Source organism: Microbacterium sp. KKR3/1, from assembly GCF_021272365.1.
GTDB lineage: Bacteria > Actinomycetota > Actinomycetes > Actinomycetales > Microbacteriaceae > Microbacterium > Microbacterium aurugineum.
The window spans coordinates 39,479-63,041 of record NZ_JAJSDW010000001.1 but is presented as its reverse complement, the minus strand read 5'-3'; the positions used below and the strand labels follow the sequence as shown (position 1 = coordinate 63,041).

The 23,563-nt window shown below is 69.0% G+C and carries 21 protein-coding genes; 8 read left to right on the top strand and 13 right to left on the bottom strand.

The window, feature by feature from the left end; translation table 11 throughout:
- Nucleotides 1-37: 37 nt before the first annotated feature.
- Nucleotides 38-3,445, bottom strand: a complete 3,408-nt coding sequence (locus tag LVJ59_RS00315) for a pyruvate carboxylase (protein WP_232761616.1) — start codon at nucleotides 3,443-3,445, stop codon at nucleotides 38-40.
- A 93-nt stretch (nucleotides 3,446-3,538) separates the two neighbouring features.
- Here LVJ59_RS00315 and LVJ59_RS00310 point away from each other — a divergent pair, with 93 nt between their 5' ends.
- A complete protein-coding gene (locus LVJ59_RS00310) occupies nucleotides 3,539-4,351 on the top strand; it encodes a ParA family protein (RefSeq protein ID WP_047521976.1) in 813 nt (270 codons plus the stop codon).
- A gap of 75 nt (nucleotides 4,352-4,426) precedes the next feature.
- On the opposite strand, the gene LVJ59_RS00305 is transcribed toward LVJ59_RS00310, so the two are convergent.
- From LVJ59_RS00305 to LVJ59_RS00295, 3 genes are all read right to left on the bottom strand, one after another.
- Nucleotides 4,427-4,972 carry a MerR family transcriptional regulator gene (locus LVJ59_RS00305; RefSeq protein ID WP_047521931.1) on the bottom strand — a complete coding sequence of 182 codons (546 nt, stop codon included), beginning with the start codon at nucleotides 4,970-4,972 and terminating at the stop codon, nucleotides 4,427-4,429.
- A gap of 99 nt (nucleotides 4,973-5,071) precedes the next feature.
- Nucleotides 5,072-5,758 (bottom strand): MerR family transcriptional regulator, encoded by a 687-nt coding sequence (locus LVJ59_RS00300; protein ID WP_131491299.1) that lies wholly within the window; start codon nucleotides 5,756-5,758, stop codon nucleotides 5,072-5,074.
- Entirely contained in the window at nucleotides 5,758-6,243 is a 486-nt protein-coding gene (locus LVJ59_RS00295) for an FHA domain-containing protein (protein WP_047521927.1), read from the bottom strand. The genes LVJ59_RS00300 and LVJ59_RS00295 overlap by 1 nt, the downstream gene beginning before the upstream one ends.
- A 100-nt stretch (nucleotides 6,244-6,343) precedes the next feature.
- On the opposite strand from LVJ59_RS00295, the gene LVJ59_RS00290 reads away from it, so the two are divergent.
- Together LVJ59_RS00290 and lpdA are read left to right on the top strand one after the other, a co-directional pair.
- Entirely contained in the window at nucleotides 6,344-6,994 is a 651-nt protein-coding gene (locus LVJ59_RS00290) for a copper resistance CopC family protein (RefSeq protein ID WP_232761615.1), read from the top strand.
- A 9-nt stretch (nucleotides 6,995-7,003) separates the two neighbouring features.
- Nucleotides 7,004-8,401 carry a dihydrolipoyl dehydrogenase gene (gene lpdA / locus LVJ59_RS00285; protein WP_232761614.1) on the top strand — a complete coding sequence of 466 codons (1,398 nt, stop codon included), beginning with the start codon at nucleotides 7,004-7,006 and terminating at the stop codon, nucleotides 8,399-8,401.
- Nucleotides 8,402-8,453: 52 nt separating this feature from the next.
- On the opposite strand, the gene LVJ59_RS00280 is transcribed toward lpdA, so the two are convergent.
- From LVJ59_RS00280 to LVJ59_RS00255, 6 genes are all read right to left on the bottom strand, one after another.
- On the bottom strand, nucleotides 8,454-9,572 hold the full coding sequence (locus LVJ59_RS00280; RefSeq protein WP_232761613.1) for an NAD(P)/FAD-dependent oxidoreductase: 1,119 nt from the start codon (nucleotides 9,570-9,572) through the stop codon (nucleotides 8,454-8,456).
- Nucleotides 9,559-10,284: a methyltransferase domain-containing protein gene (locus tag LVJ59_RS00275; protein WP_232761612.1), complete on the bottom strand. Its 726-nt coding sequence runs from the start codon at nucleotides 10,282-10,284 to the stop codon at nucleotides 9,559-9,561. Before LVJ59_RS00275 ends, LVJ59_RS00280 begins: the two co-directional genes overlap by 14 nt.
- Nucleotides 10,281-11,441: a type III polyketide synthase gene (locus LVJ59_RS00270; RefSeq protein ID WP_232761611.1), complete on the bottom strand. Its 1,161-nt coding sequence runs from the start codon at nucleotides 11,439-11,441 to the stop codon at nucleotides 10,281-10,283. The genes LVJ59_RS00275 and LVJ59_RS00270 overlap by 4 nt, the downstream gene beginning before the upstream one ends.
- A 63-nt stretch (nucleotides 11,442-11,504) precedes the next feature.
- The gene (locus LVJ59_RS00265) at nucleotides 11,505-12,119 is read right to left on the bottom strand and encodes a CYTH domain-containing protein (RefSeq protein ID WP_232761610.1); all 615 of its coding nucleotides are present in this window, start codon (nucleotides 12,117-12,119) and stop codon (nucleotides 11,505-11,507) included.
- A complete protein-coding gene (locus LVJ59_RS00260; protein ID WP_047521915.1) occupies nucleotides 12,112-12,324 on the bottom strand; it encodes a hypothetical protein in 213 nt (70 codons plus the stop codon). Before LVJ59_RS00260 ends, LVJ59_RS00265 begins: the two co-directional genes overlap by 8 nt.
- A 49-nt stretch (nucleotides 12,325-12,373) precedes the next feature.
- Nucleotides 12,374-12,844 (bottom strand): A24 family peptidase, encoded by a 471-nt coding sequence (locus LVJ59_RS00255; RefSeq protein ID WP_232761609.1) that lies wholly within the window; start codon nucleotides 12,842-12,844, stop codon nucleotides 12,374-12,376.
- A gap of 129 nt (nucleotides 12,845-12,973) precedes the next feature.
- Here LVJ59_RS00255 and LVJ59_RS00250 point away from each other — a divergent pair, with 129 nt between their 5' ends.
- Genes LVJ59_RS00250 through LVJ59_RS00240 form a run of 3 tightly spaced genes read left to right on the top strand, consistent with a single transcriptional unit; the run spans nucleotide 12,974 to nucleotide 18,758 of the window.
- Nucleotides 12,974-13,759, top strand: coding sequence for a hypothetical protein (locus tag LVJ59_RS00250; RefSeq protein WP_232761608.1), 786 nt, complete (start codon nucleotides 12,974-12,976; stop codon nucleotides 13,757-13,759).
- A complete protein-coding gene (locus tag LVJ59_RS00245) occupies nucleotides 13,756-15,294 on the top strand; it encodes a DNA polymerase Y family protein (RefSeq protein WP_232761607.1) in 1,539 nt (512 codons plus the stop codon). The genes LVJ59_RS00250 and LVJ59_RS00245 overlap by 4 nt, the downstream gene beginning before the upstream one ends.
- Complete coding sequence (locus tag LVJ59_RS00240; RefSeq protein ID WP_232761606.1) at nucleotides 15,294-18,758, top strand: error-prone DNA polymerase; 3,465 nt, start codon at nucleotides 15,294-15,296, stop codon at nucleotides 18,756-18,758. The genes LVJ59_RS00245 and LVJ59_RS00240 overlap by 1 nt, the downstream gene beginning before the upstream one ends.
- 30 nt (nucleotides 18,759-18,788) lie before the next feature.
- Here LVJ59_RS00240 and LVJ59_RS00235 read toward each other — a convergent pair whose 3' ends face one another.
- From LVJ59_RS00235 to LVJ59_RS00225, 3 genes are all read right to left on the bottom strand, one after another.
- Nucleotides 18,789-19,172, bottom strand: coding sequence for a hypothetical protein (locus LVJ59_RS00235; RefSeq protein WP_232761605.1), 384 nt, complete (start codon nucleotides 19,170-19,172; stop codon nucleotides 18,789-18,791).
- Nucleotides 19,173-19,457: 285 nt separating this feature from the next.
- Complete coding sequence (locus tag LVJ59_RS00230; protein WP_134351575.1) at nucleotides 19,458-19,832, bottom strand: DUF2255 family protein; 375 nt, start codon at nucleotides 19,830-19,832, stop codon at nucleotides 19,458-19,460.
- Between the two features lie 71 nt (nucleotides 19,833-19,903).
- Nucleotides 19,904-20,506 (bottom strand): TetR/AcrR family transcriptional regulator C-terminal domain-containing protein, encoded by a 603-nt coding sequence (locus LVJ59_RS00225; RefSeq protein ID WP_232761604.1) that lies wholly within the window; start codon nucleotides 20,504-20,506, stop codon nucleotides 19,904-19,906.
- Between the two features lie 181 nt (nucleotides 20,507-20,687).
- Here LVJ59_RS00225 and LVJ59_RS00220 point away from each other — a divergent pair, with 181 nt between their 5' ends.
- Together LVJ59_RS00220 and LVJ59_RS00215 are read left to right on the top strand one after the other, a co-directional pair.
- A complete protein-coding gene (locus LVJ59_RS00220; protein ID WP_232761603.1) occupies nucleotides 20,688-21,923 on the top strand; it encodes an MFS transporter in 1,236 nt (411 codons plus the stop codon).
- Entirely contained in the window at nucleotides 21,920-23,539 is a 1,620-nt protein-coding gene (locus tag LVJ59_RS00215) for an amidohydrolase (RefSeq protein WP_232761602.1), read from the top strand. Before LVJ59_RS00220 ends, LVJ59_RS00215 begins: the two co-directional genes overlap by 4 nt.
- Nucleotides 23,540-23,563: the final 24 nt, after the last annotated feature.

The following is a 23,563-nucleotide window of genomic DNA, read 5'->3' as shown; positions in this document are numbered from 1 at the left end:
GGTACGCACATCGTGCGCTGGCCTCGCCCGCACAAGATTAGTGCGCCGGACGGATCACGACCAAAAGATCTCCGGCATCCACCTGCTGCGTCTCAGCGATCGCGTGACGTTCGATGACGCCGTCCACGGGGGCCGTGATGGCCGCCTCCATCTTCATCGCCTCGATGGATGCGACGGGTTCGCCGGCGCGGACGGCTGCACCCACCTCGGCCTTCAGCGTGACCACCCCGGAGAAGGGCGCCGCGACCTGGCCGGGCACGGAGGTGTCCGCCTTCTCGACCTCGTGCACGTCCACGACGATCGACCGATCCCTCACGAAGACGGGCCGGAGCTGTCCGTTGAGGGTCGTCATCACGGTGCGCATCCCCTTGTCGTCCGCATCGCCGATGGCTTCGAGACCCACGTAGAGCTGGACGCCGCGATCGATCTCGATCAGGTGCTCCTGCCCGGCCACGAGCCCGTACAGGTAGTCGGCCGTGTCGAGCACGGAGAGGTCTCCGAACAGTTCCCGCCGCTCCGCGAACTCAGCGCTCGGACCGGGGAACAGCAGGGTGTTCAGCCGTGCGCGGCGTTCGGCACTGGTCCCGGCGAGTGCGGCCTCATCGTCTGCACTGATCTCGGTGAGGCCGACGCGCACCGTGCGTCCGGCGAGCACCTTGCTGCGGAACGGCTCGGGCCATCCGCCCGGAAGATCGCCGAGTTCGCCCGCCATGAAACCGACGACCGAGTCCGGCACGTCGTACTTCTCGGGGTTGGCCTCGAAGTCGGCCGGATCCGCCTTCACCGCGGCCAGGTGCAGGGCCAGGTCACCGACGACTTTGGAGGACGGAGTGACCTTGGGAACGCGACCGAGCATGCGGTCGGCCGCGGCGTACATGTCCTCGATGAGCTCGAAATCGTCGGCGAGCCCCAGCGCCTTGGCCTGCTGACGCAGGTTCGACAGCTGGCCACCGGGAATCTCGTGGTGGTAGACACGTCCCGTGGGTCCCGGAAGCCCGGATTCGAACGGCGCGTACTGCCGCCGCACCGCCTCCCAGTAGGGCTCGAGATCGGAGACGCCGTCGAGCGGGATGCCGCTGTCCCGGTCGGTGTGGGCGAGGGCGGCGACGAGGGACGACAGCGACGGCTGGCTCGTGGTGCCGGAGAGGGGCGCGGACGCGGCATCCACCGCATCCACCCCGACGGCGCTCGCGGCGAGCAGGGTCGCCAGCTGCCCACCGGGGGTGTCATGCGTGTGCAGATGCACCGGCAGGTCGAACCGCTCCCGCAGCGCTGCGACGAGCTTCGCCGCGGCGGCCGGGCGCAGCAGCCCCGCCATGTCCTTGATCGCGAGGATGTGCGCCCCCGCGTCGACGATCTGGTCTGCGAGGTGCAGGTAGTAGTCGAGGGTGTAGAGGTCTTCGGCCGGATCGAGCAGGTCGCCGGTGTAGCAGAGCGCCACCTCGGCGACCGCCGTTCCGGTCTTGCGCACGGCCTCGATCGCCGGCCGCATCTGTTCCACGTCGTTGAGCGCGTCGAAGATGCGGAAGATGTCGACACCGCTGGCCGCAGCCTCGGCGACGAACGCCTCGGTGACCGCCGTCGGGTAGGGCGTGTAGCCGACCGTGTTGCGTCCGCGCAGGAGCATCTGGATCGCGACATTCGGCAGTGCGGCGCGCAGCTTGTCGAGGCGCTCCCACGGGTCCTCACCGAGGAAGCGGAGGGCGACGTCGTAGGTCGCCCCGCCCCAGGCCTCGACGGACAGGAGTCCGGGGGTCGACCGGGCGAGGTAGGGCGCCGCGGCCACGAGATCCTTCGTGCGCACCCGCGTCGCCAGGAGGGACTGATGCGCGTCGCGGAAAGTCGTGTCGGTGATCGCGAGCGCCGTCTGTTCCCGGAGGCTGCGGGCGAATCCCTCGGGCCCGAGCTCGAGGAGGCGCTGGCGTGAGCCGGGAGCCGGTTCCGCGCTCAGATCGATCGCCGGCAGCTTGGATGCGGGATCGATCACACCGGGGTGGGCACCGTTCGGCTTGTTGACCGTGACGTCGACCAGCCAGTTCAGGAGCTTCGTCCCGCGGTCCTTCGAGACACGACCGCGAAGCAGTCCGGGGCGCTCGTCGATGAAGGAGGTGCTCACGTCTCCGGCGATGAAGGCGTCATCCTCGAGGAGAGCCTGCAGGAAGGGGATGTTGGTCGCGACGCCGCGGATGCGGAACTCGGCGAGTGCCCGGCGCGCCCGAGCGACCGCGGCCGGGAAGTCCCGCCCGCGACAGGTGAGCTTCGCCAACATCGAATCGAAATGCGGGCTGATCTGTGCGCCCTGGTGCACGGTGCCACCGTCGAGACGGATCCCGGCCCCACCGGGAGAGCGGTACGTGGTGATCTTCCCCGTGTCGGGACGGAAGCCCTGCGTCGGGTCCTCGGTCGTGATCCGGCACTGCAGCGCGGCGCCGCGCAGGTGCAGATTCTCCTGCTGCAGACCGAGCTCGGCCAGCGTCTGCCCCGAGGCGATCCGCATCTGGCTCTGCACGAGGTCGACGTCGGTGACCTCCTCGGTCACGGTGTGCTCGACCTGGATGCGGGGGTTCATCTCGATGAAGACGACTTCGCCTGCCCGCTCCCCCGCTGTCTCGAGGAGGAACTCGACCGTGCCCGCGTTCTCGTACCCGATGGAGCGGGCGAACGCGACGGCGTATCCGTGCAGTGCCGTGCGGATGTCGTCGTCGAGGTTCGGCGCCGGAGCGATCTCCACGACCTTCTGGTGACGACGCTGCACGGAGCAGTCGCGCTCGAACAGGTGCACGGTCTCGCCGGTCTTGTCGGCGAGGATCTGCACCTCGATGTGCCGGGGGCGGACGACGGCCTGCTCCAGGAACATCCGCGCATCACCGAACGCGCTGGCGGCCTCGCGCATGGCTTCGGCCAACGCCGGAGCGAGGTCACCGGACGTCTCGACGCGGCGCATCCCCCGGCCACCGCCACCCGCGACCGCCTTCGCGAAGAGCGGGAACCCGATGTCCTCTGCCTGGGCGACGAGTGCGTCGACGTCGTCGGAGGCCTCCGTGGACCGCAGGACCGGGACTCCCGCGTCGATCGCGTGCCGCTTGGCCTCGACCTTGTTGCCCGCCATCTCCAGCACGTTCGAGGGAGGACCGATGAAGACGATGCCGTTCGCCGCAGCCTTCTCCGCGAGCTCGGGATTCTCCGACAGGAAGCCGTATCCCGGATAGATGGCATCCGCTCCCGATTCCAGCGCAACGCGGATGATCTCGTCGACATCGAGGTACGCCCGCACCGGGTGCCCGCGCTCGCCTATCTCGTAGGCCTCGTCGGCCTTGAGACGATGCACTGAACCCCGGTCTTCATGGGGGAAGACCGCGACGGTGCGCGCCCCCACCTCGACAGCCGCACGGAAGGCGCGGATCGCGATCTCGCCGCGGTTCGCCACAAGGATCTTCTGGAACATGCACACCTCTGGGAGCTCGATGCACAGCGTTTTCGATGCACATGGGGCGGGGCTGAGTGTTCCCCCAGCCTAGGGGAAGGTAACGTGGTGTCCGTGCACGTACTCAGCGTCAGCTCTCTCAAGGGGGGCGTCGGCAAGACGACCGTGACACTCGGGCTGGCCTCCGCGGCTTTCGCTCGGGGCGTCCGGACTCTCGTCGTCGACCTCGACCCTCAGTCCGATGTCTCCACCGGGATGGACATCCAGGTGGCAGGTCGGCTCAACATCGCCGACGTCCTGGCGAACCCGAAGGAGAAGGTGGTCCGGCAGGCGATCACGTCAAGCGGATGGGCGAAGGTCCACCCCGGCACCATCGACGTGCTGATCGGGAGCCCCTCCGCGATCAACTTCGACGGGCCGCACCCGAGCGTGCGTGACGTGTGGAAGCTCGAGGAGGCGCTCGCCTCGGTCGAGGCCGACTACGACCTCGTCCTCGTCGACTGCGCTCCCTCCCTGAACGCGCTCACCCGGACCGCCTGGGCCGCCAGCGACCGCGTCATGGTGGTCACGGAACCCGGACTGTTCTCCGTCGCCGCCGCCGACCGTGCCCTCCGCGCCATCGAGGAGATCCGTCGGGGGCTCTCGCCCCGGCTCCAGCCCCTCGGCATCGTCGTGAACCGCGTGCGCCCGCAGTCCATCGAGCACCAGTTCCGCATCAAGGAGCTGCGTGACATGTTCGGACCTCTCGTGCTCTCCCCTCAGCTGCCCGAGCGCACCTCGCTGCAGCAGGCCCAGGGTGCCGCGAAGCCGCTGCACATCTGGCCCGGCGATTCCGCGCAGGAACTCGCCGCCGACTTCGACCAGCTTCTGGACAGGATCATCCGCACCGGTCGGATCGCCGTTCCGGAGAACGGCCCGCAGAGCTGATCCGCACGACGCACACGACGAAACGGCCGCCCTCATCGAGGGCGGCCGTTTTCCGTCTGAAGCGGAAAGTCGTGGTCAGGCGGAACGCTTCGCGCGACGAGCGGTGAGTTCGTCGACGGGGTCCGGAGCGGTCGGGTCGAATGCCACGAGGGTCGATTCCACCTCGCGGAGGACCTTGCCGACGGCGATGCCGAAGACACCCTGGCCGCGGCTCACGAGGTCGATGACCTCGTCGTTCGACGTGCAGAGGTAGACGGATGCACCGTCGCTCATCAGCGTGGTGCCCGCGAGATCGCGGATGCCTGCGCGGCGCAGCTCCTCGACGGCGGTGCGGATCTGCTGGAGGGAGATGCCAGTGTCGAGAAGGCTCTTCACCAGCTTCAGGACGAGGATGTCGCGGAAGCCGTAGAGGCGCTGCGAACCGGAGCCGCTGGCGCCGCGCACGGTGGGCTCCACCAACTCGGTGCGCGCCCAGTAGTCGAGCTGGCGGTACGTGATGCCGGCCGCACGAGCGGCGACCGCGCCGCGGTATCCGACCTCGTCGTCCATGGCCGGGAGGCCGTCGGTGAAGAGGAGTTCGGGTACGAACCGCGGGTCGCCTGCGAGCTCATCCGCATTCATCTGAAATCCTCCCTGGAACGGTTTCTTCCACGGTAGAGCAGTGCCTGGGCACCGGCAATGACATCCGTGCGACAACGAAGGTGTGTCGCAATCAGTTCGTTACGAAAGCACTCGCGACAGCGCATCCTTGACGAAGAGCGAGCGCACTTCGTCGATCCGCGTCGCCAGTTCCGGCGCCAATTCGCTGGCCTTCGCCCGGGATGCGGCGTCGGTCCGCCGCAGGAGTGCGGACATCGCCGACTCGATGAGCGCGACTTCCCGCTCAGCCCCTTGGCGCAACGACCGCAGGTGCCGGGGTTCGATGCCGTGGCGGTCGAGGGCGACGAGACCACGCAGCAGCGTGACGGTGGCTTCCGGGTAGCTCTCCTGCGCCGTGATGACGCCGGTGCTGATCGCATCGTTGAGCAGCTGCGGTCCCGCACCGGCGGCGGCGAGCAACTCGTCTCGGCGGTAGCGACGCGGCGCCGGCGTGATCGAGGGCGGCGGAGCGAGGGCGGACGCCTCCCCGCCGGCGGCGGCGTCATCGAGCTGCTCCCGGATGACGCTCAGCGGAAGATAGTGATCGCGCTGCAGCGTGAGACCGAGACGCAACCGCTCGATGTCCGAGGCGGAGAACTTGCGGTAGCCCGACTCCGTGCGGGAGGGGCTGACGATGCCCTGCACTTCGAGGAAACGCAGCTTGCTGGACGTGAGGTCGGGGAACTCCGGTGTGAGCCGAGCAAGGACCTGGCCGATACTCAGCAAGCCCGCGGACGCGGAACGTTCGCGGGCGGGAGTGGCCGCCATCAGTCGTTCGCCGCCGCGCGATCGTGAGGGGAGACGAAGAAGTTCAGACGGAACTTGCCGACGCGCACTTCGGAGCCGTCGACCAGCGCGCTGCGGTCGACGCGCTCCCCGTTGACATACGTCCCGTTGAGGGAGCGCTGGTCGATGATCTCGAAGGCGGATCCGCTGCGGGTGATCTCGGCGTGCCGGCGCGAGACGGTCACATCGTCGAAGAAGATGTCGGCCTCGGGGTGCCGCCCGACCGTGGTCACATCGGTGTCGAGCAGATAGCGCGCACCGGCGAGAGCGCCCGAGCGCACCAGCAGCAACGCGGATCCCGCAGGCAGTGCGGCGATGGCCGTCTGCTCCACGTCGGTCAATTCCACCCCGAACGGCACGAAAGACAGGTCGGAATCGTGTCCGAACGTCTGCGTCACGTCGTGTTTCTGCTCGCCGGAACGGTGGATCGCGTCCTCACCGGCCGGTCGGCTGTCGCTGTCTGTCACTGTGCCCTCCTGATCATCCAGACTAACGGATGCCGAGGCGCTCGCGGGAGGCCGCATTCACACTCAGCCGTCACATACTGCTTATCCATAAGGTGGAGTGGTGAAGACCAAAGCTCTGCGCCCGTCGGCCGCCCCGATCGCCCTCGCCGCGACCCTGCTCGCCGCGTTCCTCGTGCTCTTCTCCCCGCTCTCGGCGTCCGCGCACGACGCGCTCGTGTCGTCGTCTCCCGCTGCCGATGAATCGGTCGACACCGTCCCCGAAGAGCTCACGCTGACCTTCAGCGCCAAGCTCATCGACGGTGAGGGTGCGACGGAGGTCGTCGTGACCGCCCCCGATGGCACGTCGGTCACCGAGGGCGCGGCGACGGTCGAAGGCGCGATCGTCACCCAGCCCTTGCAGGGGTCCGGTCCGGCCGGCGAATACCACGTGATCTGGAAGGTCGTCTCCAGCGACGGACACCCCACTTCCGGCGAGTACTCCTTCATGGTGACCGTCGGCGACGACGGGTCTGCGACCGCGGAGCCCACGGCGGCCCCGACCAGCGCAGCGCCGACGGCGGAGCAGACCACGGAGCCCGAGGCGACCTCGACGCCCACACCGGTCCCCGACGATGCCGACACGGGTTCCGCATGGGTCTGGGTGCTCGCGATCATCGCTGTCCTGGTCGTCGCCGGAGTGGTCATCTGGATCGTCGCGAGCCGCCGCCGGGGTGGGGCTCCGACCGATTCCGACACCCCGTCGGAGCGATAGGCTTAAGGCATGCCACACTACGACGTCGTCATCCTTGGTGCAGGTCCTGGCGGATACGTCGCTGCGGTTCGCAGCGCGCAGCTCGGTCTGTCCACCGCCATCATCGAGGAGAAGTACTGGGGCGGTGTCTGCCTCAACGTCGGCTGCATCCCCTCCAAGGCGCTCCTGAAGAACGCGGAGCTCGCGCACACCCTGAACCACAAGGCGGACTTCTTCGGGATCTCCGGCGAGTTCACGATCGACTTCGGCAAGGCGTTCGATCGCAGCCGCGAGGTCGCCGAGGGTCGCGTCAAGGGCATCCACTTCCTGATGAAGAAGAACAAGGTGACCGAGTACAACGGTCGCGGCACCTTCACCGGCCCGAAGGCGATCTCGGTCGCCAAGGCCGACGGCACGTCCGAAGAGGTCACCTTCGACAACGCCATCATCGCCACCGGCTCCAAGGTCCGTCTGCTGCCGGGCGTGACGCTCAGCGAGAACGTCGTCACCTACGAAGAGCAGATCATGACCCGTGAGCTGCCGAAGTCGATCGTCATCGTCGGCGCGGGCGCGATCGGCATGGAGTTCGCCTATGTGATGACGAACTACGGGGTCAAGGTCACGATCATCGAGTTCCTCGACCGCGCGCTCCCCAACGAGGACGCCGACGTGTCGAAGGAGATCACGAAGCAGTACAAGAACTACGGCGTCGACATCCTGACCTCCACCAAGGTGGAGACGGTCGTCGACAACGGCTCCTCCGTCACCGTCACCTACACGGGCAAGGACGGTCAGCAGTCGTCGATCGAGGCCGACAAGGTGCTGATGTCGGTCGGCTTCGCGCCGAACATCGAGGGCTTCGGCCTCGACAAGACCGGTGTGAAGCTCACCGAACGCGGCGCGATCGACATCGACGATCACATGCGCACGAACGTCGAGGGCATCTACGCGATCGGTGATGTGACGGCCAAGCTGCAGCTCGCCCACGTGGCGGAGGCACAGGGCGTCGTCGCCGCCGAGACGATCGGTGGCGCGGAGACGCAGACCCTCGGCGACTACCGGATGATGCCGCGTGCGACGTTCTGCTCGCCGCAGGTCGCATCGTTCGGGCTCACCGAGCAGCAGGCCAAGGACGAGGGGCGCGAGATCAAGGTCGCGAACTTCCCGTTCATGGCCAACGGCAAGGCGCACGGCCTCGGCGAGCCGGTCGGCTTCGTCAAGCTGATCGCCGACGCGGAGCACCTCGAGCTCATCGGCGCGCACATGATCGGCCCCGACGTCTCCGAGCTCCTCCCCGAACTGACGCTGGCCCAGAAGTGGGACCTGACCGCACTCGAGCTCGCCCGCAACGTGCACACCCACCCGACGCTGTCGGAGGCACTGCAGGAAGGCTTCCACGGCCTCGCAGGACACATGATCAACTTCTGATCCTCACATCACGAAGGCCCGGTTCGCAGAGTGCGGACCGGGCCTTCGTGCGTCACAGGCCGCGCATCGTGAGGAGCCCTGCCGTCCAGCCGCGCAACGGAGCGGACCCGAGGGTACGCATCAGCAGCTCCCTGCCGCGCACCACCGGCGCCGGGGCGGGCGCCCCCATCGCCATGTAGAACGCGGAGCGGCGCTGCGCCCGGGATGCCGATCGGCGCACCCGTCGGTCGTACGGACCCAGGTCCGGCACCGCGCCGGGCCGCGTGGCGGAGAGTCGTTCCGCGAGACGAACGGCATCGACCCACCCGAGGTTCATGCCCTGTCCGCCGATCGGACTGATCTCGTGTGCGGCATCGCCCAGAAGCACCACCCGGCCCTGATGGAGGCGCGTCGCCGCATGCTGGGCGGCGAGAAAGGGAGTGGGGGCGTCCGTGGCGGCCGGTTCGATGCCGATCCCGGTACGCCGCTCGATCGTCGCACGGAAGTCATCGGCGGTGCGAAGGGCGTCTGCACTGCCCCGCACCACCCATCGACGGCGACCACCGGGGAGGGGGAAGGACTCGACCAGACCCTCCGGCTCGCAGTGCAGGACGGCCCGGTTCTCCGACGTCGGCTCCTCGACATCGAGCATCGAATACGCGGCGCGTCCGGCCCGACGACGCCATCCGGTATCGAGCCCCTCACGCAGACGGCTCCGCACGCCGTCGGCCACCACGACCACGGCCGCCGAGATCATGCGGGTTCCCTCCGCGGAGTCCGCCGTGACGCGCACGGCATCCGCGTCCTGCCGGACGAGGCGCACGGCGCATCCGGTGATCAGGGCCTCCTCCGAGAGCGAGTGCATCCGGCCCCGCAGCAGCGCGCCGCTTCGCGGCTGCGGGAGGATCAGGACCGGACGATCCGATGCGAAGTCGACGGACGCCAGGGTGCGCCGACGGCTGCGCACCTCCCCACCTTCGAGCCGAAGCGCCTCCGCGCGCACCTCGTCTCCGACCCCCGCGGCGTCCAACGCGTCCAACCCGGGGCGGTGGATGCCGATGGCCCTGGTCCGCTGATCCGCGTCTGCTCGACGTTCGCACGCCACCACCCGCAGGCCGCGCTGCAGCAGCAGGCAGCCCAGCAGCAGACCCACCGGCCCCGCGCCGACGATCAGCACGTCATGGTCGGGCATGGGCCCCGTCCCATCGCAGCTCCACGCGGAAGGGCGCACCGCCGCGTACGGCCCACCCGTCCGGGGCGACCGCCGCGAGTTCGGCGACCGTGTAGGAGCGACGGATGCTGATGAGTCCGTCCTCCCGGATGAAGGAGTCGGCGAGGAGGCTTCCGGAGATCGGCCAGGTGGCCGCGTCGAACAGGGCGTACGCGGTGCGGCTGCGGGCGATGTCGTGGTGCGCCACCATCCCGTCGGCAGCCGCGAGCCGCACGGAATCGCTGAGCACCCCTTGGAGCTCGGCCGCGTCGAGGTGGTGCAGCACGTGGTTGGACAGCACGACGTCGTAAGTCTCCCCCGCGGCGACGAGCTCCGTGGTCAGCGCGCAGCGGTAGCGCACGCCCGCACCGCCATCATGCGCCGCTGCCCAGCGGATCGCACGGTCGTCGGCGTCGAGCGCGGTGACCTCCGCCGAGAGACCGTCTCGACGCAGACGCCACGCGAGCAAGCGGCAGAGGTCTCCCCCACCGGCCCCCACATCGAGGATCCGCAGTCGCCCGGTACGCGCCGCGCGAGGACGGATGTCGCGCCGATACATCGCCCCGGGCCGGGAGACGAGCGCGTTGACGAGACCGAACCGTCCGTACGTCCGCGCCAGCTTCCGAGCGTCCGCATACGGATCGTCCATCCGCTCGCGGGCCTCCACATCTCGCAGCGTGAGATCGGGGCTCATGACCCGGTCGGCGCGACGACGGTCATCAGCGCGCTCTCGGCCGTGAGCCCTGGCCCGAAAGCCATCGCCGCCACGCGCTCTCCGCCGCTGGCCCCCTCATCCTCCAGGATCCGTTTGAGGACGAAGAGCACCGTCGCGCTCGACATGTTGCCGTTCTCCCGCAGGACCTCCCGCGCCGGGAGGAGCTGCGCGTCGCTGAGCTGCATCCGCTCCTGCACCCGGTCGAGGATGCTGCGGCCGCCGGGGTGGATGGCCCAGTGCTGCACCTGGTCTCCCACCGTCCCGGCCTCGAAGGCTTCGGCCAGGCCATTCTCGGCCGAGTACAGCGGTCGAAGGGCACCGATGATCGTCTCCCCGATGATCTGCGGAACGGACGTCGAGAGGATCATCTCGAAGCCGGTGTCACCGATCGTCCAGGCCATATCCTTCTCGCCCTCCGGCGCGATGGCCGTATGGAAACGGTCCAGCTGCAGCGAGGAGGACGGCGACGGAAGATCACGGGACGTCACGATGCCGGCTGCCGCACCGTCGGCGAACAACGAGGACGCGACGATCGTGTCCGGGTCCTCGGAGGAACGCAGATGGAGGGTGCACAGCTCGACGCTGACGACCAGGACCACGGCGTTCTCATCGGCGGCGCAGAACTGGCTCGCCGCACGCAACGCCGGCATCGACGCGTAGCAGCCCATGAAGCCGAGATGGAAACGCTGCACTGCATCGGACAGTCCGAGTCCGCGGACGATCTCGTACTCCGGACCCGGGGCGTGGAACCCGGTGCAGGAGACCGTGATGACGTGGGTGACGTCTTCGGGGCCGATTTCAGGATCGGCGTCGAGGGCCTGCCGCGCGACCTCGACGAAGAGCTTCGCCGCCTCCCGGGTGTACAGGTCGTTGCGTGCTCTCGTGCCGGGCGCGAGGAGCATCCCGGTACGACGGTCGAAGAAGACGGGGTCGGCCGGTTCCGACTCCAGCGACAGCTCATCGATCACGGTGTGCCGGGTGTCGATGCCCGAGACGTTGAACGACGTCGTCACGATCCGCTGCGCGAGCCGTCCGAGATCGGGCTGCTGCGCGAAGACGTCGCGCACCTGCTCCTGCACGAGAACGGTTTCGGGGACGATCGTCTGCAGCGATCGAAGCACAGGCGGTCGGCTCATGCTGTCACTCAAGCATGCGCCGCGCCCCTGGGGGAAGGGGTTGCGTTCGCGAGCGGCCTCTGCCTAGAAACCGAGCGCGCGAGCGAGCTTGGAGCCGGATGCCGATTCGCGGCCGCCCGCGGCGAGGACGGCGTGCTCCACGGCGTCGAAGAACGCCGTGCGCCGCAGCTCATCGTCAGGAGCGGCGGGCCCCAGCTCCATCTCCCACTCGCGCCATTCGCGCTGCACGCCGCCGCGGAGGTCGGTGGCCCGCACCCGGTCGTCGACGAACTCGGCCACGACCCCGTCCGGACCGGTGAGCAGATAGGCGGTGCGATCGTTCTCGATGCGCGCCAGCGGGGTGAGCGGTGCGGTCGTCCAGGTCGCGACGGTCTCCGCGACGGCCGGAGGAAGGTCGTCACCGTCGCCGAGCGGCCAGCCGAGTTCGAGCCGGCCGTCGCCCTGGCGAGGACCCTTCACGTGCCAGCCCGCGTCCGGCCCGCCGGTACGACGACGCAGCGCCACGCCGGCACGGGCGAGCGCACCGTCGGCGGTGTCGAAGTATCGGGCGTCCAATGCGCGACCCTCGCCGGCGGTGACGGCGTCGACGCCGGGGATCGCGTCCCAGCGCGGCAACGGGGTCTCGATGTCGACGTCATACTTGCGTTCCACCTCGACGGTGCGAGACGGTTCAGTCATCGTCGAGCGTGAGATCCTCGAGAGACTCCTCGAACCAGTAGTCGACCTCCGTGGGCCCATCGTCCGGACCGGTGTTCTGAGGCCCACCGCGGCGGTTGTACACCACCTGCGTCTCGCTGTAGGGGACGATCAGCTTGTCGTCCGCATCGCCGAGAGGGATGATCTGCCCGTCCAGCGGGCCGCCGTGAAGTCGTGCGAGTGCCATGTGCTCAGGGTAGCCCGTCCTCGCGGTGTCGGCACGAGGACGGGCGGATTCAGCCGAGGACGATGCCGAGAAGGGCTCCGGCGATCATCCAGGGCCCGAAGGCGATGCGGGTCGCACCCGTCGCGCGACGCAGGAGGATGAGCACCAGTGCGTAGAACGCGCCCAGCACGAATGCTGCCGCGGCACCGATCACGAGCGAATCCCACCCGTGCCACCCCAGCACGAGGCCGATCACGGCAGCGAGCTTCACGTCGCCGCCGCCCATCCCTGCGCGGCTGATCGCTCGCAGCACGGCATAGAACCCGCCGAGGATCACCAGGCCGAGGAGGGCGCGGAGGAGCGCGTCGCCGCGCCCGGTGAGGAGGGCGTCGACCGCGGTGAGGGCCGCGAGTGATGCGAGCGTCGGCAGCACGATCAGGTCGGGCAGTCGGTGCGTGCGGGCGTCGATCACGATCAGCGCGCCGCCGACGACGACCAGGGTGACGTGCACGAGGGCGATGAGCGCGAACCGGATGTCCATCCCCGCAGGTTAGGAGATGGGCGGATCGCCCGCGTGGGCCCTGTGGAGAACTCAACACGATGTCCGATGTACGAACTATCGTCATCCGTACGACTTGTTTTATTCGTACATATCTTCGAGAATGGACACATGGTGATCGGGCTCGATGCGGTGACCTCGCTCTCTCCGGCGAGCGACTCCCGCGCGGGTGAAGTACTGCGACTGCGCCGCGAGATCAGCAGGATGCAACGACGTCGCAGCGAGCATACGCTGCTCCCCCTCGATCCCGCCTTCGCGGCGCTCCTGCCGGAAGAGGGCCTGCAGACCGGCACGTCCTATACCGTCTCCCCCTCGCCGAGCCTGGTGCTCGCGCTGCTCAGCGCCGCATCCCGGAAAGGGCACTGGTGCGCGGTGGTGGGCATGCCCACGCTCGGCGTCGAAGCAGCGGCCGCGTTCGGCATCGACCTCGCCCGCCTGATCCTCGTGCCCACCCCCGGCGAGCGCTGGCTCGCGGCGACCTCCGCGCTGGCCGAGGTCGTGCCTCTGATCGTCGTCGCCCCCGGCACCCGGGCCGGAGACGCCGATGTCTCCCGACTGAGCGCTCGCCTGCGTGATCGCGGCTGCACGCTTCTGGTCACCGAGTCCCCCGGCACCGGACGATGGCCGCAGAGCGAGGGCACGATACGCCTTCATGACCCGCACTGGCACGGTCTCGGCGCCGGCTGGGGGTTGCTCTCCGACTGCACCGTGACGGTGACGGCGCAGACACGACACAGCCCTCGCCCCTCGAGTGTGCGCTTGCAGCTGCCGGGAGGGCACGGCGCTCTCGAGGCCGTCGGGGCAGAGCTCACCGCACTCCCTGCGCTCTCGCCGGAGAGGTCCTCCCTCGGTGAATCCGCTCCCCCGGAGCTGTTGCGATGGGCGGAAGCAGGATGAACGCCCCTCTCCGTGTCCTCGTGCTGTGGTTCCCCGACTGGCCGATGCGAGCCGCGCTCGGCGGCGCATCTCCACATCCGCCCACCGCCCTGGTGCAAGCCAACACGATCGTCGCCTGCACCGCCTCCGCCAGGGAGCACGGTGTCCGCACCGGTCAGCGCCGCCGAGTCGCGCAGGGCCACCTCTCCTCCCTCCAGGTCCTCCCGCACGACCCGGCCCGTGACGAACGCGCCTTCCTTCCCGTGCTCCAGCTCATCGAGAAGCACGCCCCGGGAGTCACCCTGCTGCGCCCCGGACTCGCGATCCTCCGCGCCAGAGGCATCTCCCGCTACCACGGTGGGGAAGCGGAGGCCGCCGCGTCACTCGCCACCATCCTCGGAGAGGCCGGTTTCCCCGAGGTACGCATCGGCATCGCAGACGGCCCCTTCACCGCCGAGATCGCCGCGCGAGGCCCGACACCCTGGACGGTCGTACCGTCCGGCACCGCCCGGGAGTTCCTGGCCCCCTACCCCGTGCAGGTGCTGCGCGACGAACAGATCACCGGACTCCTCCTCCGGCTCGGCATACGCACCCTCGGCGAGTTCACCGCCCTCGCCGCGCCTGACGTGCGCGACCGCTTCGGTGAACACGGTGCGCGTCTGCACGCCCTCGCCGCGGGTGCCGACTCCCGCCCCCTGACCCCGCGCCCACCCGACCCCGAGCTCGTGCGCAGCGTCGAGTTCGACTCGCCGCTGGGCGGAGCAGATCAGATCGCCTTCGCGGTGCGTCAGACAGCCGACGCGGTGATGCTCGCTCTCGGTGAGGCCTCGGTCGTCTGCACGGAGGTGCGGATCGATCTGACCGACGACAACGGGGCGGTCTTCTCGAGATCCTGGCTGCACCCCACCTGTTTCGACGCCTCCGACCTCGTCGATCGGGTGCGCTGGCAGTTGGAGGCCTTGGCCACGCAGTCCGCGAAGGAACCGATCGACGAGGCACGAGCGTTCGGCGGCATCACCGCCGTACGGATCACCCCCGCCGCTGTGGATGATGCCGCCCATCACCAACCGGGGCTCTTCGGCTCCGGCACCGATGAGCGCCTGCACCACGCGGTCTCGCGCGTGCAGACCATGTTGGGCCATCAGGGCGTGGTCACCGCGGCGATCTCCGGTGGTCGCTGGCTCGCCGACCGTCAGGTGCTCACCCCGTGGGGGGAGCGCGCCGTCCCTCCACGGGATCCGGGGTCGCCGTGGCCCGGCAGCCTCCCCGACCCTCTGCCCGCCGAGGTGTTCCACCCTCCGCGCCCCATCGGAGTCCTCGCCGCGGATGAGACCACGGTCAGCGTCGATGAACGCGGAACCCTCTCGCAAGACCCCGCCCGCATCGAGGGTGTCTCCGTGCAGGCCTGGGCCGGTCCCTGGCCCGTACACGAACGCCGCTGGGCCGCAGGGGGCGGAAAACGCGGGCATCGGCTCCAGATCGTCGATGACCAGGATCGCGCCTGGCTGGTCTTCCACACCGGCGAGCGCTGGTGGGCCGAGGGGAGGTATCGCTGATGGGCTGGCACAATCCGCCCCTGTCGTGGAACGAGTTGGAGCGCACCCTCAGCGGCGAGGAGTCCCCCTCGCCCCCTCCGGGCGCCGAGCCGAAGAACACACGGAGCGATCCCGGACCGGTCAGCCGTCGCCGCAAGCGCACTCCCCCCATCGGCATCCCCCGTCCGCACGATGCCGTGCCCTACGCCGAGTTGCACGCCCATTCGTCCTACTCGTTCCTCGACGGGGCCTCTTCCCCCGAAGATCTGCTCGCCGAAGCCGACCGCCTCGGACTGACCGCACTCGCGCTCACGGACCACGACGGCTTCTACGGTGCCGCACGCTTCGCCGAAGTCGCCGATCTCATGGAGAGTCCGCTGCAGACCGTGTTCGGGGCCGAGCTGTCCCTCGATCTGCCCGCGCCGCAACGAGGTTCCGCCGACCCCGCGGGAGAACATCTGCTGGTCCTCGCCAGGGGGAAGGAGGGGTACCACCGCCTTTCGGGGGCGATCACCGCGGCGCAGTTGCGCGGGGGCGAGAAAGGACGACCGGTATACGACCTCGACGATCTGGCCGAACGTGCAGGAGGCCACTGGACGATCCTGACCGGTTGCCGCAAAGGTGCCGTGCGCCGCGGGCTCGAAGCAGGCGACGGCCTCACCCCGCTGCGAACCCTGGTCGACCTGTTCGGAAACGATCACGTCGCCGTCGAACTCTTCGACCACGGGGACCCGTTGGACACCCGCCGCAACGACGCTCTCGCCGGGCTCGCACGACGGATGCGGTTGCCGGTGGTGGCGACCAACAACGTGCACTACGCCACTCCCGCACAGGCGCCACTCGCCGAGGCCGTGGCTGCGGTCCGCGCGGTGCGGAGCATGGATGAGCTCGACGGCTGGCTGCCCGCGCACGGGGGCGCCCATCTCCGCAGCGGCGCAGAGATGTCGGCGCGCTTCCGCCGGCATCCCGGAGCGATCTCCTACGGGCTCGAATTGGCGATGGCTTCCGCCTTCCCCCTGCGCCTGGCACGACCCGCGCTCCCGCAGCAGAAGGTGCCGGAGGGGCATACACCGATGAGCTGGCTGCGTCACCTGGTCTGGGCGGCCGTGCCGTCGAAGTATCCCCGCCTGGACGAGGAGGGCAAACACCGGATCGCCCGTGAGCTGGATGTGATCGAGGAGAAGGACTTCCCCGGATACTTCCTGATCGTGCACGGCATCGTCACCGAGGCACGCAGACGCGGCATCCTCTGCCAGGGGCGAGGTTCGGCTGCGGCGAGCGCGGTCTGCTACCTGCTCGGGATCACGGCGGTCGACCCGATCCTCTACCGTCTCCCCTTCGAGAGGTTCCTCGCGACCACGCGGACGGAGGAGCCCGACATCGACGTCGACTTCGACTCCGACCGTCGCGAGGAGATCATCCAGTGGGTCTATCAGGAGTACGGCCGGGAGCGAGCGGCCCAGGTGGCGAATGTCATCCAGTACCGGCCGAAGAACGCGGTGCGCGACATGGCCAGAGCGCTCGGTCACTCCCCCGGTCAGCAGGATGCCTGGTCCCGCCAGGTCGACGGCTGGGGTGCGGGGCTGGAGCCGGCCGAGGACCACGACATCCCCGAGAACGTGCTCGCCTATGCCGGCGAACTGCTCAAAGCCCCCCGCCACCTCGGCATCCACTCCGGCGGCATGGTGCTCACCGCGCGTCCGGTCGGCGAGGTCGTACCGGTGGAGCATGCGCGCATGGAGAACCGCACCGTCATCCAGTGGGACAAAGACGACTCCGCCTTCATGGGGCTCGTGAAGTTCGACCTCCTGGGCCTCGGGATGCTCGCCGCCCTCCAGCACTGCTTCGATCTGATCCGACAGGCCACGGGTGAGGAGTGGCGGCTCGAGACCATTCCCAAGGAGGAGCCCGCCGTCTATGACATGCTCTGTCGCGCGGACTCCATCGGTGTCTTCCAGGTGGAGTCCCGCGCACAGATCGGGCTGCTCCCCCGTCTGCAGCCGCGGAGCTTCTACGACCTCGCCATCCAGATCGCCCTCATCCGTCCCGGCCCCATCCAGGGCGGTGCGGTGCATCCGTTCGTGCGGCGGAAGATCGCCAAGGACCGGGTCGACGAGGAGAACCGGGAGCGTGCACGGCGTGGTGAAGACCCCGTGGAGTTCACGATCCCCTATCCGCACAGCGATCTGGAAGACATCCTGAAACGCACGCTGGGCATTCCGATCTTCCAGGAGCAGCTCATCCAGATGGCGACGGCGATCGGTGATTGCACCGCGGATGAGGCCGACCTGCTGCGGCGCGCCATGGGCTCCAAGCGCGGCCTGGAGAAGATCGAGAAGGTCAAGGACAAGCTCTACGCGGGCATGAGCAGACGAGGGCTCGATGCCGACGCCGCCGACCGGATCTACGCGCAGATCCAGGCGTTCTCGAACTTCGGGTTCGCCGAGTCGCACTCGCTGTCGTTCGCCCTGCTGGTCTACGCCAGCTCCTGGGTGAAGCTGCACTATCCCGCCGCGTTCCTCGCCGGGCTGTTGCGCGCGCAGCCGATGGGCTTCTACTCCGCCGCGACCCTCACTGCGGATGCACGGCGGCATGGAGTGGAGGTCCGTCGGCCCGATCTGCACCTGTCCGGAGCGACGGATTCGTTGGAGCCGCTCGCCGATGACTCCGAAGGCGGACCCACCGGCCGGACGCAGTGCCTCGCCGCTCCTCAACCTGCTGTCCTCCGCTTCGATCGGGAGGCTCCCGACGAGTCCGCTGCCCACCGCAGGGACGGCGGATTCGCGGTGCGACTGGGCCTCAGCGGCATCCGGGGGATCGGTGTGCCGTTGGCGGAGAGGATCGTCGCGGAACGTGACGCACACGGCCCCTACCGGGATCTGCACGATCTGGTGCGGCGCACGGATGCCACCGCCGCACAGCTGGAGGCCCTCGCCACGGCAGGGGCCTTCGACTGTCTGGGGATGGAGCGCCGAGAGGCGATCTGGCTGGCCGGAGCCGCGGCGGACGACCGCTCACGCTTCCTCCCGGGGACCACGGTCGCCGTGCAGCCTCCCCTGTTCGCCGACCAGACCAGCTACGAGCGTCTCTCCGCCGATCTCTGGGCGACCGGTGTGTCCACCGATGACCATCCGATGGCGCATTTCCGGGAGGCACTGCGCACCCGCGGGGTGCTCACCGCCGTCGATCTGCAGAGCCACGAGGTCGGTCGGCGCATCGAGGTCGCGGGACTCGTCACTCACAGGCAACGACCGGCGACGGCCGCCGGGATCACCTTCGTGAACCTCGAGGATGAGAGCGGTCTGGTGAACGTCGTCTGCTCGGCAGGGGTCTGGAACCGCTACCGTCGCGTCGCCCGGGATTCACCGGCTCTCATCATCCGCGGCATCCTGGAGCGGTCGAGCGAGGGGGTGGTCAATGTGCTCGCCGACGGGTTCGAGGATCTCCGCACCGGCCTCACACACCGGTCCAGGGACTTCCGATGAGCGACGGGAGCCCTGTATCCGGCTTCGGCGTCACCAGAAGCGTTCGTGTTCCTCGGGAGGTGGACGGTCGGCGCCGCCCCATCTGTCGGCCTCGGCCTTCGCTGCATCCGCGGCGGCGTCCGCGCCACGCAGAGCGCGCTTCGCTCCGGTCGCCCCCGGACCGATGGGATCGACGAGCAAAGAGGTGCGGGAGTCGGCTCCCCCGATGGTCACCGTGCACTCCAGCACACGTCCGATCCACCGAGAGAGGTCGCCACTCGGATCCTCTGCACGTCGGTAGCGGATCCCGGTGTCGAGGTCGACGATGGACAGGACCACAGGCTCCCCGGCGAGCGGGTCGATCTGCTCCGTCACCTCGACCCGGTGCCCATGAGCGATGGCGACCTGCGCGGCGATGACGAGCAACCTGTCCATGTGTCCACCCTAGGCAACGCCGCCCGGAAGGCAACAGAACGTCTCTGCGAGAAAGTTCCGAAATATCTTTGTCCCCCAAATGGCGGACAAGACGATTAAGCGATACTCTGCTCACGTAGCGGGGGCTACGAGGCTGATGGACTGGGGATTCAGCCGTGAGCGCAGCGAACTTCGCCGCCTCCCCCACCGTCCGGGAAGGACGGAGAGCCCTCTCGGCGATACGTCTGGGGCGGATCGTTCGGGAGGGCCCACTCCCGCGGCACACCCGACGCCTCGGAACCGCACTCAGTCGATCGGGATGACCTCGAGGGTGTTCGACCGCACCGGCTCCTGTCCCATCTCCGGCGCGTAGGGGCTCGGCGTGTACTTGTCGAGGTACTCGGCATCGATCGCCACATTGGTCGCCTCGTCGGTGACGGGCTCGAAGCGGACGTCCTTCGTGATGCCGCCCGCCGACACACGCCCTCGCAGGCTCGCGAGAGCCGGGGCGTACCACTTGCCGGCAAGGCCCGTGTAGGAGCGAACGAACAGGCGGCCATCCACGGCGACCGCCCAGATGCCGACCGTCTTCGGCGTCGTGCCGTCTGCGAGCTGCGCGGACAGGTCGAACATCTCCGGCGCGGCGATGCGGGCCAGCTCCTCGGGGTTCCAGGTCGTCATGAGTCCTCCTCGAGATCGGTGGGTGAGGCAGAGTGCATGCTACGTCAGATCGAGGAGGATCTCACGATCGCTCACCGGGTGAGCCGCGCACGCAGGGAGTCGATGAGAAGACCGACGCCGAGCTCGAACGTGCGATCCGATCGCGCACTCCCCTGTTCGGCTCCGTCGATGAGCCGACCGAGGGTGCGCGTCTCGCCTTCGGGCTGCCAGATCTCGTCGGGTGAGGCGAGGTCGAGACCGAAGCCGATCGCGAAGGCGTCGAGCACGGCGATGACCGAGAGCACCTCATCTTCGGGAAATCCCCCGTCGACGAGCACCGATGCCAGGTCGTCGTACACGGCGATCACCGCGGGGCTCGTGATCGTCTTGCCGACCAGCAGGGGCACGAGCTGCGGGTGATCCGCGTACATCCGGCGTTGCGTGCTGAGCATCACGTGCAGGAACTCGGGCCAGGGCTCGCCCCGCCACTCGACGCGGTATTCCTCCACGAGCCTGCCGCGCATGAGCTCGAGGATCTCTTCCATGCCGTCCGCGTGGTTGTACAACGAGGACGGCCGCACGCCCAACTCGCGCGCGATCGCGTTGACCCCGAACGGCTTCCCCGCCTTCGCGAGCGCCAGCCCGGCGGATCCGATGATCTCCGGAGAGAGCAGCGGGGACGAAGGCCTGGGCATGGTGGGCTCGCTTTCTCCGGAAGACCGGACATGAAGATCGGGGTTCCGCACAAACCCTCTCCTGTGCATAATAGTGAACACCATTCGTTGACGAACACCATTCGTTTATGAAGTCGTGCCCACCGACGCACGCCCACTGCCCTCCCTCGCGCACAATGCCGTGCCCTCCCCTTGGAGCCTCATGACCACTCTCGACCTCCGCACCCGGATCCCCCTCCGTCTCCCCACCGCCACCGCCACCTTCGCCATCGGGATCGCGGGATACCTCGGGGTCAACCTGTCGCCGTACATGATCTCCGCCGCCCAGAGCGGCCTCGGGATCGACGTCCTCTCCGCGAGCTGGCTGGTCACCGCGACCCTCCTGCTCACGGCGGTCACCGGATTGGCCATCGCTCCGCTGTGCGCCGGGATCCACCGTCGGACCGTGGCACGCGCCGGCCTCAGCCTCGCCGTGGTCGGCTTCGCGACCGCGGCGCTCGCCCCCGCGGCCATACTCCCGGGCCTACTCCTGGGCGGCGCCGGAGCCGGCGGTGCCGTCGCCGCCTCCGGCGCCGCCCTCGCCGCCTTCCGGAACCCGGACCGGGTCGCCGGCTTCAACGGACTCGCCAATCGCGGTGTCATCACCGTGGTGCTCGCTGTGATCCCCCTCATCGGGCTCGCACCGATCGACGTCTTCGGCGCGCTGGCCCTGTTCAACCTGATCGGCCTGGTCGCTTCGGTGTGGCTCCCCGCCGCACCGGTCGTCGCTCCACAGGCGGGAGCAGCCGTCGCCGAGGCGATGCCGATCGAGATCCCGCCGACCGGGACGGTTCGCGTCTCCCCGGCCCGCTCGCGGAAAGTCACGATCGCGGGCTTCGGGCTCCTCATCACCTTCGCGCTGTGGGCGGTGAGTGAGGACTCGCTCTGGGCGATGGCCGGGGTGATGGGCGCGGAACAAGCAGCCCTGACACCGGAAGGCCTCGGGATCGCACTCAGCGGTGCGACCGCCGGCGGACTCCTCGGTTCGGTCCTGCTCATGATCGTCGGTGCCCGTTTCGGGCGCGCCGTCCCTCTCGTGATCCTGCTGATCGCCGGTGGAGTCCTGAAGATCTGCGAAGGCTTCGTGACCGAACCGACCACCTTCATCGTCGTCTTCATCGCCTGGAACTCCGTGTATGCCATCGCGTTCATGTACTTCGTCTCGACCTCTGCCGCACTGGATGCCGACGGCCGTTGGTCGGGCCCGCTGCTGGCCGTGTACCTCGTCGGATCGGCGCTCACGCCGGTGATCGGCGCAGCGCTCGTCGGAGCCCTCGGCTACCAGGGCTTCGCCGTCGCACTCGGGATCACGAGTTTCGTCCTGGCCATCCCCACCGGAGCCATAGCCCTGGTCTCGACCCGCTTGGAACGCCTCACCGCACAGGAGAACGACGCATGACCCGCACCCTCTACCGCAACGGCCGGATCTTCACCGGAGACGAATCACGATGGGCCGACGCGGTCGTCGTCGGCGACGACGTGTTCGTCCACGTCGGATCCGACACCGACGCGCCCGCCGCGGACACGGTGGTGGACCTGGAAGGTCGCACCGTGCTCCCCGGATTCACGGACGCGCACACCCACTTGCTGATGATGGGCGAAGCCCTGGGGCAGGTGGGGCTCACGGATGCCACCTCGCTCGAGGAGATACAGCGCCGACTTCGCGGGGCTCGCGAGGCGGCATCCGGCGTGCTTCGCGGGCGCGGCTGGCTCTTCGATGCGATCCCGGACGGAGAGCCGACCGCCGCGATGATCGACGCGGCCGTCGCCGACATCCCGGTCTACCTCGACGCGAACGACTACCACTCATGCTGGGTGAACACGGCGGCTCTCGCGGAGTTGGGGATCACGCGGGACACGCCCGATCCCCTCGGCGGACGCATCGCCCGCGACGCCTCCGGTGAGCCGACCGGAATGCTCTACGAGACCGCCGCACAGTTGCACGCCTGGGCGCACCGCGACGCGAACACGACCGACGCGCAGCGCGATGCGGCGGTCCGGCGAGTCGTGTCCGCCTACATCGCCGCCGGCGTGACAGGGGCGGTGGACATGGCCTTCGATGAGCTCGGGCTCGCCGCACTCGCACGCGCCGCCGAGCGCGGCGAACTGCCTCTGCGTGTCGCCGCGCACTGGTTCGTCGCGAACACCGGCGACGATGCCGCGAACCTCGCGCAGGTCGAGCAGGCCGCCGTGCACGCCTCGACACCGACGGCGGGGGCACGCATGCTCGGCATCAAGCTCGTCCTCGACGGCACCATCGATGCCTGTACGGCAGCCATGGGCGCGCCGTACGCGGACGGCACCAACGCGGGGCCGATCTGGCCCGCCGAGCGCCTGTTCCCGGTCGTCGCGGCGGCGGATGCGGCCGGGTTGCAGATCGCCATGCACGCGATCGGGGACGCCGCGAGCACGCTCGCCCTCGACGCGATCGAGCACGCGATCGCGACCAACGGTGAACGACCGCGCCGACACCGCATCGAACACCTCGAGTACGCCGCGCCGGGAACGGCGGAACGGATGGCGCGCCTCGGCGTCACCGCCTCCATGCAGCCTGTGCACGCCGACCCGGCGATCTTCGGGAACTGGGCGGCACAGCTCGGAGACGAACGCGTCGACCGCGCGTTCGCCTGGTCGGAGTACGAGCAGGCAGGTGCGCTCCTCGCCTTCTCCACCGATGCGCCGACTGCGCCGCATCAGGCGCTCCCGAACATGTTCGTCGCGTCGACCCGGGCGTCCGCGCTGGTGCCCGGTGTGGCAGGCGTGCACCCGGAGCAGGCGCTCCCGCTCGAACGGGCGATCGCGCATGCCACGCGAGATGCGGCGACGTCGATGGGCGACGGAAGCTGGCGCGGACGTATCGCCCCCGGATCCGCGGCCGATTTCGTGGTCCTGGACGCCGATCCGTTCAGCGGAGATCTCGAGACGCTGCTGAGCGCCCGGGTCGTGCAGACCGTGATCGCGGGACGCACGGTCTTCGCCGCGTCGTCTCCGCCCGCGCGACGCGAGAACTCGTGATCCACATCTGACGGGGCGCGCCGC